General features: G+C 62.3%; 12 protein-coding genes and 1 pseudogene. 10 read left to right on the plus strand and 3 right to left on the minus strand.

The window, feature by feature from the left end:
* Positions 1-164 precede the first annotated feature (164 nt).
* A complete protein-coding gene (locus tag NKH91_RS12915; RefSeq protein WP_023722276.1) occupies positions 165-476 on the minus strand; it encodes a hypothetical protein in 312 nt (103 codons plus the stop codon).
* Positions 477-924: 448 nt separating this feature from the next.
* Here NKH91_RS12915 and panB point away from each other — a divergent pair, with 448 nt between their 5' ends.
* Together panB and panC are read left to right on the plus strand one after the other, a co-directional pair.
* Positions 925-1,878: a 3-methyl-2-oxobutanoate hydroxymethyltransferase gene (panB, locus tag NKH91_RS12920; protein ID WP_352885134.1), complete on the plus strand. Its 954-nt coding sequence runs from the start codon at positions 925-927 to the stop codon at positions 1,876-1,878.
* Positions 1,764-2,717, plus strand: coding sequence for a pantoate--beta-alanine ligase (gene panC / locus NKH91_RS12925; protein ID WP_352885136.1), 954 nt, complete (start codon positions 1,764-1,766; stop codon positions 2,715-2,717). The genes panB and panC overlap by 115 nt, the downstream gene beginning before the upstream one ends.
* A 140-nt stretch (positions 2,718-2,857) precedes the next feature.
* On the opposite strand, the gene NKH91_RS12930 is transcribed toward panC, so the two are convergent.
* On the minus strand, positions 2,858-3,538 hold the full coding sequence (locus NKH91_RS12930; RefSeq protein ID WP_023722273.1) for a GntR family transcriptional regulator: 681 nt from the start codon (positions 3,536-3,538) through the stop codon (positions 2,858-2,860).
* A 232-nt stretch (positions 3,539-3,770) separates the two neighbouring features.
* Here NKH91_RS12930 and NKH91_RS12935 point away from each other — a divergent pair, with 232 nt between their 5' ends.
* The 8 genes and pseudogenes from NKH91_RS12935 to NKH91_RS12970 all read left to right on the plus strand — a co-directional run bounded on the left by NKH91_RS12935 (position 3,771) and on the right by NKH91_RS12970 (position 13,158).
* On the plus strand, positions 3,771-4,898 hold the full coding sequence (locus NKH91_RS12935; protein ID WP_023722272.1) for a sugar ABC transporter substrate-binding protein: 1,128 nt from the start codon (positions 3,771-3,773) through the stop codon (positions 4,896-4,898).
* Between the two features lie 72 nt (positions 4,899-4,970).
* Positions 4,971-6,509, plus strand: a complete 1,539-nt coding sequence (locus NKH91_RS12940; RefSeq protein WP_502895957.1) for a sugar ABC transporter ATP-binding protein — start codon at positions 4,971-4,973, stop codon at positions 6,507-6,509.
* Positions 6,506-8,575, plus strand: a complete 2,070-nt coding sequence (locus tag NKH91_RS12945) for an ABC transporter permease (protein WP_352494304.1) — start codon at positions 6,506-6,508, stop codon at positions 8,573-8,575. The genes NKH91_RS12940 and NKH91_RS12945 overlap by 4 nt, the downstream gene beginning before the upstream one ends.
* Before the next feature lie 13 nt (positions 8,576-8,588).
* Positions 8,589-9,395 (plus strand): SDR family oxidoreductase, encoded by an 807-nt coding sequence (locus NKH91_RS12950; RefSeq protein ID WP_352885138.1) that lies wholly within the window; start codon positions 8,589-8,591, stop codon positions 9,393-9,395.
* 9 nt (positions 9,396-9,404) lie between these two features.
* Positions 9,405-10,352 (plus strand): 3-hydroxyacyl-CoA dehydrogenase, encoded by a 948-nt coding sequence (locus tag NKH91_RS12955; RefSeq protein ID WP_352885140.1) that lies wholly within the window; start codon positions 9,405-9,407, stop codon positions 10,350-10,352.
* Positions 10,349-11,311: a 3,5-dioxohexanoate:acetyl-CoA acetone transferase gene (kce, locus tag NKH91_RS12960; protein ID WP_352885141.1), complete on the plus strand. Its 963-nt coding sequence runs from the start codon at positions 10,349-10,351 to the stop codon at positions 11,309-11,311. Before NKH91_RS12955 ends, kce begins: the two co-directional genes overlap by 4 nt.
* A 35-nt stretch (positions 11,312-11,346) precedes the next feature.
* Entirely contained in the window at positions 11,347-12,225 is an 879-nt protein-coding gene (locus tag NKH91_RS12965; RefSeq protein WP_352813371.1) for an SMP-30/gluconolactonase/LRE family protein, read from the plus strand.
* Between the two features lie 304 nt (positions 12,226-12,529).
* A pseudogene (locus NKH91_RS12970) lies at positions 12,530-13,158 on the plus strand (DUF6088 family protein).
* A 23-nt stretch (positions 13,159-13,181) separates the two neighbouring features.
* Here the strand turns inward: NKH91_RS12970 and NKH91_RS12975 are convergent.
* Positions 13,182-13,862 carry a hypothetical protein gene (locus tag NKH91_RS12975; RefSeq protein ID WP_352813369.1) on the minus strand — a complete coding sequence of 227 codons (681 nt, stop codon included), beginning with the start codon at positions 13,860-13,862 and terminating at the stop codon, positions 13,182-13,184.

Here is a 13,862-nt window from a genome sequence, read left to right on the forward strand (position 1 = left end):
GCCTCACCCTCATGCATGGGCTCTTGGCCATAAGAGCAGGAAGACAGCCTCCTCGATCGGCAGCACGCCGGCCGGGCAGGTCTCCTCGATGCCACGCGCACCAGAGCAAGGGCGGCCAGGCCTTGCGGACTTGTCTTCGGCATCGATGGTTTGATCTGCGTTCGCTAATCCGCCTCATCTCTGAGCGACATCTTTTTGCGGCGGACAGGCGTCCAGTCGATGATCGTATCAGCATCGACGGTGATTAGCCCGCCAGCTTTCACGGTCACCTTTCGATTTTCCTCGTCGACCCGCGTGACCTCGCCAGTGAGCTGGAGCTCGTCACCTGGTTTGGACTTTTTAGGAGCAGGGATCGAATGCGGAAAACCATAGGAGGGGATGCTGACGCTAGCTCTTCCGTCGTCCAGGAGCTTCAGCACCGTCACGGTGATCGCCACCTCATCGCCGATATTGATGTCCGCAATTTCCCAAGCCATGCCCCTGATTCTGGAGCGGCTTTGACGGTAGTCAAGGGATTGCTAATATGCGGAAGATGCCAACACCGCCAGCGTGCACCTTGTTTCGGAACTGAGTCGAACCAGCGATTTTGATTCAAATCGTAGTGTCTGGAGTGCGGGCGCATGCTTCCGTCACAACGCATTTCGGGTAGGCTTGCAACCAAGGTCGCTTCTGGCGTGAACCGCCGTGCGGCAGTTGAACTGTTCGAGTTGAAAACGGCCGGAGCCCGATTGCTCAGCCGATCAGCAACACGGTTGTCGCGCAGGATCACCGAAGCAGAGAAACGCTGGCCCTCTGTCTTTGCTTTGCGGAGAGCCTGCTTCGCGACGCACAAACTTTTCTGATGCAGTGCGGTTTTGGCCTTCGCACCTGCACAGAACTATGCAAAACCGTCACCGCTGGAACTTGACCCAAGGGAATGTGCCGATGAGTGTGGCGGTCGAAACAAAGGCGCTGACGCCGCCGGACATTGCGGCCCGAAAGCACAAGATGCCGATTGTCTGCTTAACAGCGTATACAACGCCGGTTGCGCGCCTCGCCGATAGGCATTGCGACGTGGTCCTGGTCGGCGACAGCGTCGGCATGGTGCTTCATGGCCTGACGTCAACCCTCGGAGTTACGCTGGAGATGATGATCATGCACGGCAAGGCCGTGCGCCGCGGTCTTGAACGGGCGCTGATGGTCGTCGACATGCCGTTCGGCTCCTATGAGGAGGGCTGCGAACAGGCCTTTCGCAACGCCGCCCGGCTGATGGCGGAGACCGGATGCGCCGCGGTCAAGCTGGAGGGCGGCGAGAGCATGGCTGACACGATCCGCTTTCTCATTGCCCGCGGCATCCCCGTCATGAGCCATGTCGGGCTGACACCGCAAGCGATCAATGTGCTTGGCGGCTACAAGGTCCAGGGCAGGGGCCGAGACGGCGACACGATTTTGCGGGACGCTGTTGCTGTTGCCGAATCCGGCTCATTCTCCGTTGTGCTGGAAAAGGTGGCCGAGCCGCTCGCACGAAGAATAACCGAGGAGGTTACGATTCCAACCATCGGGATCGGCGCCTCCGCCGCCTGCGACGGCCAGGTTCTGGTCGTCGACGATATTCTGGGCATGTTCACCGGTTTTCGTCCGAAATTCGTCAAGCGCTATGCCGAACTGGGCTCAGAGGCCGAAGCGGCCATTGCGGCTTATGCGGCTGATGTGCGGGGAGGGCGCTTTCCGGCGGCCGAACATCTCTTCGCCGACGCGCCGCAGGCCGGAGAAACCGCGTCAGCGTGCCGATCGTCCGCACCATTGCCGGGCTTCGTACCGTTGTGGCGGGATGGCGCCGTTCTGGTGCCAATATCGCCGTGGTGCCTACGATGGGAGCCTTGCATGAAGGGCATTTGAGTCTCGTGCGTTCTGCGCTTCAAAAGGCCGATCGCGTGATCGTGACGCTGTTCGTCAATCCCAAGCAGTTCAACAGTGCGGCGGATCTTGCCGCCTATCCCCGCACGGAAGACGAAGACGCTGCAAAGCTCACGCGGCGGGGCGCCCACCTGCTTTATGTTCCGGATGCGACTGAGATGTATCCTGACGGCTTCGCCACGACCGTGTCCGTGTCCGGCGTCAGTGAAAGCCTTTGCGGTGCGTTCCGGCCCGGCCATTTCGATGGGGTGGCGACCGTCGTTGCAAAACTCTTCCTGCAGACCGGCGCTGATTTCGCCTTTTTCGGAGAGAAGGACTTCCAGCAGCTTCAACTTATCAGGCGCATGGTCCGGGACCTGGATATTCCGATCACCGTCGTCCCCTGTCCGACAGTCCGGGAAGCCGATGGTCTCGCTTTGTCATCGCGCAATGTCCGGCTCTCGCCGGCAGAGCGCGCCGTCGCCCCAAGGCTAGCATCGGTCCTACTCGATACGGCGGCGGGGCTCTCGAACGGCTCTCCCGTCCTGCCAACGCTTGCCGACGCGCGCGCAGCGATCCTGTCCGCGGGCTATCGCGAGGTCGAGTACCTGGAACTCCGTGGCGAGGCAGATCTGCAACCGATAGCAAGCCTGGATCGGCCGGCACGCCTGTTTGCAGCGGCCTGGCTCGGCGAAACGCGGCTCATTGATAACGTCAGAACACTGCCGTCTCCCGTTCTTGTTGACAAGCCGCTCGGGCATGCCTTCACCCGTGCCGACGGTCACACCGCAACGCCAGCATTCAAGGATGAGCTTGTAGGCTCTGGCAAGCGCTACCCCTGACCAACTCGGCCCTGTGAGCGCTGGATCGTCCCCTCTGGATGAATCACCGCAGCAAGGCGCCGGAAATGCCCGCTGATGCTCGGCGGTTCGGTTCGTGGTGAGCATCACCGTCCTGCCATGTCGGGCTTGGCGACCTGCGACTATTTCAGCAGTTTGATCAGGACAGTGAAAGCCGCGTCGATGTCAGCGCGAACCGCAGCCCGGACCGCCTCCGCGTTGCGGTCTCGCAGCGCTGCAAACATCTCCTGATGGTGCTGGTTGGCGGTCGAATAGTTTCCGGAATCGTGCAGCATGTTGAAATAGGGGCTGATCTGCAGCCACAGGTTCTCGATGATGCTGAGCATGTTTTCCGAGCCCGCGGCCCGGTAGATGGAAAAGTGAAAGGCGTAATTGGCCCTGAGATAGGATTTGACGTCGCCAGCGGCATTGGCCTGCTCGAGTGCCTCCAGATGCTGGCCCAGCAGCATCACGCCGTGATCGTCAATGCGTTCTGCGGCCCATGCGGCGGCGATCGCCTCGATTTCGAACCTGACGTTCCTGAGATCGATAAGCCGCGCACGACTTAATGCCGGGATACCGATCGAACGGCCCGAAACCACCATCAAGGCGTTGGCCGCGCTCAGACGCCTCAGAGCCTCGCGAACCGGCATCGGGCTGACGCCGAAAGCGTCTGCGAGGCTCTGCACCGTCACCATTTCACCTGGAACGATGCTGCCGTCGAGGATCAACTCGGTAACGTGCCGGTAAACCCTGTCCTGCAGGGTTTCCCTGGACAGCGGCGTGATCTCGACGCCCGGCTTCCTGAATGCCGCCCCAGCCATTTCTGTCAACCTTCCCCCATTCGAGCGACGCTCTTGTCATACCCGGCGCCTGTGTCCGGAATGCAAGGTTCGGATTGCCGCGTCAAGCGCCCGCGTTTCCGACTTTTCCCTCTTAGCCATTTCATCATTGATCTTTGATCAAATCATGATACGGTCAGCCGCATCGAATGACAAGGAGTACGTTTCGTACCCTTGGGAGGCATTCGGTCGTCTGAACTGGGAGGAGTTTCGAATGGGTATCGGATCGAAAGCCCGGCGGCTTGCGCTGCTTGCCGGCATGGCTGTTTGCGTTTGTGGTACGTCCGCCGCCGAAGCGGCCGGAAAGCACAAGATATTTCTCAGCATGAGCTTCATCGGCAATGATTGGCAGGCCGAGGCCGCCAACATGCTCAAGGCGATGGCGTCGCACAAGAGCATGGCCGACAAGGTCGACCTCCAGGTTCAGGTGGCGGGGCCGAACGCACAGCGCCAGATCCAGCAGATCAACGCGATGGTGCAGGCAGGCGCCGAAGCCATCGTGATTTTCCCGATCTCGCCGACAGCGCTCAACCAGGTGGTGAAGAACGCCTGCGACAAGGGGGTAAAGGTGTTTGCCTATGATGCCGAGATCACCGAGCCCTGCGCCTACAACGTCCATATCGACCAGGAAGAGGCTGGCCGGGTGACGGCGGAGTGGCTGGTCAAGAAACTTAATGGCAAGGGCAACATCATCGCGGTGACCGGCGTTCCCGGCACGTCGGTCGATGATCTGCGCACCAAGGCCGCGAAGGAGGTGTTTGCCAAGCATCCCGACATCAAGATCGTCGGCGAAGCTGTCGGCATGTGGAGCCAGGCGGTGGCCCGTACCGAACTGTCCAAGATATTGGCGACGCGCAGCTGGGATGACATAAATGGGCTGTGGATGCAGGTAGGCTGCTTCACTGCCAATTCCATGCAGCTCGAGGCCGGCAAGAAGGTCAGCGAACTCCTGCCTTGCGCCGGCGAGGGCTCCAATGGCGGGCGCATCCAGATGCTGCCGGAGGGCACGGAGGTCGAGGGCGCAACCTCTCCCTATGCGCCGCTCGGCGCGCCGCGCATTTCCTACGCCTCGCCGCCTTATTCCGGGGCGCTCGCTCTCAAGCTTGCCGTCGAGGCGCTTGAAGGCAAGCACGTTGCCAAGAAGACGATCCTGCCGCTGCCGGTCGTCACCAACGAGACGATAAAGCTTTGCGACGAGGGCACCTGGGCGGAGATGAAGGCTGGTTGCAATGCGTTCAAACCGTCGCTGGTCTCGAACCCAGGCTGGTTCGCCTCGATCTTCTCCGATCAGACACCTGAGATCGGTCTCGCGGCCGCCCTTGTAGGCCAGCCCGAGGAGTAGGCCTTCCGAAGTGGGGCGTGGGGTGCTTTCGAGGCGCTCCACGCAGCTTTCATGCGGGCTGGGACTGAGATCATGATGTCAGCGCATTCGACAGCTGTCGGCATAGAGGGCGTCCGCAAGGCGTTTGGCGCAACAGTTGCCCTCGATGGCGTTTCCTTCGAGATCGCTTCCGGCAGCGTGCATGCCTTGCTTGGCGAGAACGGTGCGGGCAAGTCCACGCTCGTCAAGCTGCTGTCGGGGCTGGTACGGCCCGACGATGGGCAAATCACCGTGTCAGGCGAACCGGCGCCACTCGGTTCGCCGCGCGCCGCGCATGCCAAAGGCGTGCAGACAGCCTTCCAGGAAATGACCCTGGTACGCGATCTCAGCGTTCTCGATAACATGTTGCTGCCTTACGCGCCCGTTGGCTCGATCGGCCTGATCAGGCGGTTGAGCGCGCGCAAGGCAGTCCGCAAGCACATCTCCGATCTGGGGTTTACGGTCGATCTCGATGCCGAGGTAGCGACGCTCGATCTCGCCATCCGCCAGAAGATCGAAATCGCGCGCGCGCTCTATCGCAAGCCGCGCATCCTTCTGCTCGACGAGCCGACTTCGACACTGTCAGGTGGCGATGTCGAGTGGCTGGGCGCCATCATCGCGCAATTGAAAGCGGCCGGTACCACGGTCGTGTTCATCACCCATCGCATGCGCGAGGTGCGGGCTTTCTGCGACACGCTGACCATTCTCAGGAACGGCCACCACATCGTGACCGCGCCGGTTGCCGATGTTTCGGATGGTGAGGTGATCGAAAAGATCATCGGCCGCAGCATCGCCCAGACCTTCCCGCCGAAACCTCAAAGTGAGGCCGCCTTCGGTCCGCCGGTGCTCGGTGTGCGCGATCTCAAGACGGGGAGGAAGCTCGACGGCGTCGATTTCGACCTGCGCAAGGGCGAGATTCTCGGCATTGCCGGGCTTCAGGGCATGGGGCAGCTCGACTTGTTCCTCGCCTGCTTCGGCATGGCCGAGATCGAGCGCGGCCATGTCCTGGTCGACGGCCGCAAGGTCTGGCTCGGCTCGCCCTCCGATGCGCTCAAGCCCAACATGGCGATCGGGCTGGTGCCGGAGGACCGCAAGACCGAAGGCCTGTTCCTGAAGCTCTCGGGCCGGCAGAATGCATCGCTGCCTGTGGTCGAACGCTTTACCCGATTTGGCCTGATCAGAAACGACGAGGAGGCAAAGGCCGTGCAGTCCGCCTTCTCAACCGTGGAGGTCGACCGCAGTGCATTATGGACGAGGGCAGGGGCGTTCTCTGGCGGCAACCAGCAGAAGATAGCCATTGCCAAATGGCTGGTCGCCGAAAGCCGGATCCTGCTGCTTTTCGATCCGACCCGCGGCATCGACGTCGGCACCAAGCACGAGCTCTATGTGATGATGCGCGACTATGTGGCGGCCGGCGGCTCGATCCTTCTGCATTCAACCGAAATTCCCGAGCTGGTCCATCAATGCGACCGGGTGCTCGTCCTCTACGACGGTCACCTGGTGGCGGAGCTTGCCGGCAACGACATCACGGAAGGCGCGATCATGCGGCCGGCGCTTGGCCATGGCGAGTTGGTCCGGGAGGCGGCGGAATGAGCGTGACGAGTTCGCCCGCGGCACCGGCCGCAACAGTGTCGCGGCTCCTCGCGCGGCATCGCGGCGCGATCATCGCGGCGATCGTCTTTGCCGTGCTCCTGCTAATCGTTGATCTGGTAAGTGCCGGGCGGCTCACTTATTTCGATATTTCGTTCCTGTCGAGCGGCGGCGCCACCTCGGCACTGGCGGCGATCGGCCAGACCCTGGTCATCCTGTCCGGCGGTTTCGACCTGTCCGCGGGCGCGGTGATCTCGCTGGTCAATGTCGTTCTGGCAAAAGGCATGGATCCGATGGCAACCGGCACGAGTGTCGCGCTGTGGACCTTGGCCGGAATTGGTGTCGGCATGCTGGTCGGCGCCTTCAACGGCTTCTTCATCGCCGTCCTGCGCATGCAGCCAATCGTCGTCACACTGTCGACCATGTTCATCCTGCAGGGGGTAACGCTGCTGGTCATGGACAAGCCGGGCGGTTTCGTCTCGCCCGATCTTGGCGCCTTCTATCTCGGTGATGCCATTGCCGGCTGGATACCGATGCCGCTGGTGGTCATCGGCGTCGTCCTGCTCGGCTGGTTCTGGCTCAAAGGAACACGCTTCGGGACGGCGCTTTATGCGGTCGGCAGCGACCCGGATGCCGCCGCCGCGGTCGGTGTGCGCGTCGTTCTCGTACGCTTCCTGGTCTATGTCATTGCCGGCGGCTGCTATGGGCTTGCCGGCGTTTTCATCAGCGCCCAGACCGGCAGCGGCGATCCGCTGGTCGGCAACCCGTTGTTGCTGTCGATGTTCGCGGCAGTCGTCGTCGGCGGCACAAGACTGGGCGGCGGTCAAGGCGGGCCAGTCGGCACCGTCTTCGGCGCCTACATCCTGATGATGGTCGTCAACATCCTGCTCGTGCTCAACGTCTCGGCCTATTATTCGACGATCGCCGAGGGCATGATCCTGATCCTTGCCGTGCTTGCCGGCTCGCTGTCGCATGGCTCCGTGCTTGCCCGCCAACTGCGTGCGCTACGGGCTCGGCTGGCCGCGTGGCGCGCCGGAATGCTGCCCTCGCAGATCGATCGCACCGACCGGCGGCTGAGAATCAAGCGGGGCAGCGCTGGCGACCAGCAGGCGCCGCAGCCGGCCTTCCATGTCCGTAACGCCGAGACGCTGCGCTATGCGCTGCCGGCCTATGTCTGCCTGGCCGTCGTCGTGATCGTCACCCAGATCTGGCTTGGACGCGCCATCGTCAACGTCACCTACTGGAACTCGCTGTTCGTGCTGTCGAGCTTCCTTGCCATCCTGGCGCTTGGGCAGGGCAGCGTAATCCTCACCGGTGGGCTCGACCTGTCGCTGCCGTGGACGATCGGCCTGTCAGGAATCCTGCTTGCCGGCATGGTCAACGGATCGGATGCTGCACTTGCCTATGCGCTGCCGGCGGTGCTGCTCATCGCTTGCCTGATCGGTCTCGCCAACGGCATCGGCATCGTCTTCCTCGGCATTTCGCCAATTGTAATGACGCTGGCCACCAACGGCATTCTGCAAGGTTTCGCTTTGCTCTACTCGCAAGGCACGCCGGCCGGCTTCTCCTCGCCGATGCTGCGCTGGTTCATGACCGGCAAAATATTCGCCATCACGCCGGTGGTGCTGTTCATGATCGCCTTCGTCGTATTTGCCGTACTGCTGCTCGGCCGCACCGCTTTCGGCCGCCGCGTCTATGGCATCGGCAACAGCCTGCGCGCAGCCCAGCTCTCCGGCATCGCGGTCGGTCGCACGCTCATCCTCGTCTATGTGCTGTCGGCGGTCTGCGCGGCGATCGTCGGCATCATGCTGACCGGCTTTTCCGGCCAGGCCAGCCTCGGCATGGGCGACGATTATCTACTGCCCTCCATCGCCGTCGTCGTGGTCGGCGGTGCGCTGATTACCGGCGGGCGTGGCCACTATCTCGGCATGCTGGGTGGGGTGCTGCTCCTGACCGCGTTGCAGATGCTGCTCGCCGGCACGACGCTGCCTTATGCGACGCGGGCGATTCTGTTTGGGCTGGTGGTGCTCGGTGCCGTCATGGCGCTGCGCGAAAGGCGGATTCAGTGAAAGGGATGGAACAATGAGCTCAAGCTCACCGGCATCGGCGGACGAATTCCTGACCGGGCTCAAAGGCCAGCGCGTGCTGGTCACGGCGGGCGCTGGCGGCATTGGCTTTGCCATTGCAGAGACGCTATCGCGGCTCGGCGCACGCGTCGCGATCTGCGATATTTCGGACGAGGCGCTGGCCGCTGCTCGAGAGAGAATTACGCTCGCCGCCGTAGTCAAGGCCGACGTTTCGCGCGACGACGATGTCGACCGGCTGTTCGAGACGGTCGAGGAGAAGCTCGGCGGGCTCGACGCCCTGATCAACAATGCCGGCATTGCCGGGCCGACCGGCGGCGTCGACGAGATCGATCCGGCAGACTGGCGGCGTTGCATAGATATCTGCCTGACCGGCCAGTTCCTGTGCGCGCGGCGTGCCGTGCCGCTGATCAAGGCGGCGGGCGGCGGCTCGATCGTCTCGATGTCTTCGGCCGCCGGCCGCCATGGCTACGCGTTCCGCACCCCCTATTCGGCTGCCAAGTTCGGCGTTGTCGGCCTGACCCAGAGCCTTGCCAAGGAACTCGGACCGCATGGGATCAGGGTCAATGCCATCTTGCCCGGCATCATCGAAGGGCCGCGAATCGACAAGGTCATTGCCGACCGGGCAAAGCAGCTCGGCGTGTCAAACGAGGAGATGACACAACGCTATCTGCAGAACATCTCGCTGCGCCGGATGACCAGCCCATACGATGTCGCGGCGATGGTGGCCTTCCTGCTTTCCGATGCGGGCGTCAACATTTCCGGCCAATCGCTTGGCGTCGACGGCAATGTCGAGACACTCTGAGGGGCGATCATGGCGAAGGTAGCAATTGTCGGAAGCGGTTTCATCGGGCGAGCGTGGGCGATCAGCTTCGCTCGTGCGGGCCATGATGTGCGCATGTGGGACCAGGCGCCGGCCGCGACCAGCGGTGCGCGCGACTATATCGCCGGCGTGCTCGGCGACCTCGCCGCCAACGATTTGCTGCGGGGACAGGCGGTCGATGCCGTGCTTGGCCGCATCACCATTGTGGCGGAGCTTGGAGAAGCCTTGGCCGATGCCGTCCACGTCCAGGAGAACACACCCGAAAACCTGGAGGTGAAGCGTGACGTATTCTCCCGGATCGACGCCCTTGCCGGTCCGCAGGCGGTGATCGCCAGTTCCACTTCGGCGCTGTTGCCGTCGAAATTCACCGATCATCTGCAGGCGCGGCATCGCTGCCTCGTCGTACATCCAATCAATCCGCCCTATCTCATCCCGGCAGCGGAAGTCGTGCCGGCGCCATGGACCTCCGCCGAAACGGTGGAAAGGACCCGCGCCTTTCTTGTCGAAGCGGGCCACGCGCCGCTGGTGATGAAGCGCGAACTCGACGGCTTCATCATGAACCGCTTGCAGGGCGCGCTGTTGGAGGAGGCGTTCCGGCTCGTCGCCGACGGCTACGCCAGCGTTGAGGACATTGACACGGGCCTGCGCGAGGGGCTGGCGCTGCGCTGGTCGTTCATGGGTCCGTTCGAAACGATCGACCTCAACGCGCCTGGTGGTGTGCGCGACTATGTAGAGCGCTACCAGACGATCTATTCCAACATCTTCCCGCAGATGCTGCGTCGGGTCGACTGGGCCGGCGAGGTCATGGAGACGATCGAGGCCGAGCGCCGCAAGCGCCTGCCGCGGGAAGAACTCGGCGAACGGCAGGTCTGGCGCGACCGTCGGCTGATGGCGCTGGCGGCGCACAAGAAAAAATCGGATCGGGAGTTTGGACGATGATGGAAACAAGCCGCAAGCCCGGCGCTCAGCAGCCCAAGGGCAAGGTCATCATCACCTGTGCGGTGACGGGGGCAATCCATACGCCGACCATGTCGCCTTATCTGCCGGTCACGCCAGACCAGATCGCCTCGGAGGCGATTGCGGCGGCCGAGGCTGGTGCGGCAATCCTGCATCTGCATGCTCGCGACCCTGAGACCGGCAAGCCCGACCAGACGCCGGAGGCGTTCGCGCGTTTCCTGCCGCGCGTCAAGCAAGGCACCAATGCCGCCATCAACATCACCACCGGCGGCAGTCCTTACATGAAGGTGGAGGAGCGTGTGCGGCCCGCCGCCCAGTTCAAGCCGGAAGTCGCCTCGCTCAACATGGGGTCGATCAATTTCGGGCTCTATCACCTCGTAGACAAATACGAAACGTTCAAGTTCGACTGGGAAAGGCCGCACCTGGAAGCGACGCGTGACCTGGTCTTCCGCAACTCGTTCAAGGACATCGAGTACATACTGGAGACCTGTTACGACAACGGCACGCGCTTCGAGTTCGAGTGCTACGACATTGCCCATCTCTATAACCTCTCGCATTTCGCCGATCGCGGGCTGGTGAAACCGCCGTTCTTCGTACAGTCCGTGTTCGGCCTGCTCGGCGGCATCGGTACGCACCCGGAAGACGTCGCCCATATGAAGCGCACCGCCGATCGCCTGTTCGGCGATCAATACCGCTGGTCGGTGCTGGGTGCCGGCGCCAGCCAGCTGCGCATTGCCGCGCAATCGGCAGCGCTTGGCGGCAATATTCGCGTTGGGCTCGAAGACAGTCTGTGGGCCGGCAAGGGCAAGCTTGCCAAATCGAACGCCGAGCAGGTGGTGCTTGCCCGTAAGATTATCGAAGGCCTCGGCATGGAAGTGGCGACGCCCGACGAGGCTCGCGAAATCCTGTCATTGAAGGGCGGCGACCAGGTCGCCTTCTGACCGGTTTCTGCAAGGTTCGAACAGAGGAGGACGGCATGAAGATCGAGGTCGTGGTGGACGTGAAAACCACGCTGGGCGAGGGACCGCTGTGGGACGTTGAACAGGAGCGCCTCTACTGGATCGACAGTTTCGATGGGCGCGTGTTTCGGGCGACCGCCGACGGCCGCGAGATCCGTTGCTGGGACGTGCCGATGAAGATCGGCTCGATGGCATTGCGCAAGGACGGTGGTGGCGCGGTGGTGTCGCTGCAGCGCGGCTTCCATCTGCTTGATTTCGCCACCGGCGAGGTGACGCCGATCCACGATCCGGAGCCGGACCGGCCGATGAACCGGCTCAATGACGGCAAGGTCGATCGGCGCGGCCGCTTCTTCGCGGGCTCAATGGACACGATGGAAGAGGGACCCTCCGGAGGGCTCTACCGGCTCGATCCCGATTTCTCCGTGACCAGGATTGATTCCGGCATCATCTGCTCGAACGGCCCGTGCTGGAGTCCAGACGACCGCACCTTCTATTTCGCCGACACCTGGACCGGCGAGATCTGGGCCTACGACTATGATATCGAAACCGGTGCCGCCACCAACCGGCGCACTTTCACCCGCGTCGATACCAGCCGGGGAGGGGCGGCGGACGGCTCAACTGTCGATGCCGAGGGCTTCCTCTGGAACGCGCTGGTCTATGGCGGCAGGCTGGTGCGTTACGCGCCCGACGGCAGCGTCGACCGCATCATCGACATGCCCGTCAAGAAGATCACCAGCGTCATGTTCGGCGGGCCGAAGCTCGATACCCTGTACGTCACGTCGATGGCCAAGCCGCCGCTGCCGCGCTTTCCGGGCGACGGAGTTTTACGCGGCAGCCTTTTTGCCATCACCGGCCTCGGCGTAACGGGAGTTCCGGAGCCAAGATTTGCTGCGTGAAGCTCGGCATCGAGCCGTCACTTTGTGGCGGTCATCGTCTCGGCAGCTTTCCGCAGTACTCAGTCTGTAGCAGGCTGCCATCCGACGGGCGTGACCGGTGGCCGGCATGACCCTCGCGCCCGAATTCGTTTCAACAACAGGTTCTCACGGACAAGCCGTCTCCGAGTCCTCTGTCGCTGCGGCCCGCCAACTGAGTCCGCGGCGCTTGGTTGGGCTCTCGCACTCTGTTGAGAAACCTAGCAACCAGACAGCGATGCCTATTTTTTCGATGAATGTCAGTAAAAGATGCGTTACTTTCTGACGCATGAAGATGGTCGTTTCCTCAGTTCCTGATCGGATCTTGAGGCGCGCCCGCGGTAGTGGGCGCGGGAGCGTTTTCACGCCCAGCGATTTTCTTGATCTGGCGGGACGGTCAGCGATCGATCAGGCGCTCTCGCGCCTCGTCAAAAGAGATAGGTTGCGGCGTCTCGCCCGCGGACTTTACGATTTCCCGAAACTGCATCCAAAACTTGGGGCGCTTTCCCCGTCGCCCGATTAAGTTGCCCAGGCGCTGGCCAGGGAGACGGGCTCTCATGTGCAGGTCGCCGGGACGCATGCGGCCAATGCGCTTGGTCTGACCAGCCAAGTTCCCGCCCGAACCTCATATCTCACGGATGGTCCATCCCGTCGCGTGGTGCTCGGAAAGCGTGTTATCGACCTGCGCCATGCGTCGCCCAAACACCCGATAGCACCGGGGAGTGCTGCGGGAACAGTCGTTCAGGCGTTGCGGCATCTCGGGCCATCACGGGCCGCCGATGTCGTTCAGATCGCGTCGGGCCAACTGTCCCTGAGTAACAAAAAGAGACTCGTCTCAACCGCCATACAGGCGCGGCTTGGATGCGTCCGATACTAAGCGCCATTGGCGACTCACCATCGGATGCGGCTCATGGATAGCTTCGTGCGCCAAGCCGCGTCGGTTAGCCATGTGGTGCGCGTGCTAACTCATCCACGGCAGCTGAAAGAACGCGTTCGGGGTCCGAGGCGAGCACATCTTGCGGACGTTTGCCGCCAAGGAAGCTATTGATCGATGCAAACCAATAGGCGAGCCCCCAGGCATCCTTTTTCCCGCGAAACACACTCAGAACCTTAGCGAGCGGTTTAGTGGGCCGATATCCAGCTGCAATATCCAGAGCGTAGCCGGGAAAATAGTCTACACCCCGATGCCGAACTGCGAAGATGCGGCCTTGTTTTTTCCACTTGTTGGGCTGCGCACGTGGGTTGCTCGTGCTGAACCCCGCCATTGTCGCGACTTGAGGAGCGGTCAGCCAACCGCCGCTTTCCAATACTTCTCTTCTCGCCTCGGCCGCCATCCGCGCTTGTATGAGCACGTGTTGCGGAGGGAGTACGTCAGGGACCAGGGCGTCGATTATCGTGCTTATGGCTTCGCGCTGGCGACTCATCAGGATCGTACGCACCAGAGGCGCAATGCTGACGAGCGTGTCCGCGAGGCCGCGCACAGCAGGTTCACTCCCATGCTCGACCGTTACTGCTATGACCAGCTCGGCAGTTAGGCGATCAAGTCGGTCACCAACCTCCTTCGGCCTTCCGGTGAGGACGCCAAATCCCGACAGTTCAATAGTCTCATGGGTAAGTGCCAT

This window comes from Mesorhizobium sp. M0894 (assembly GCF_040319725.1).
GTDB lineage: Bacteria > Pseudomonadota > Alphaproteobacteria > Rhizobiales > Rhizobiaceae > Mesorhizobium.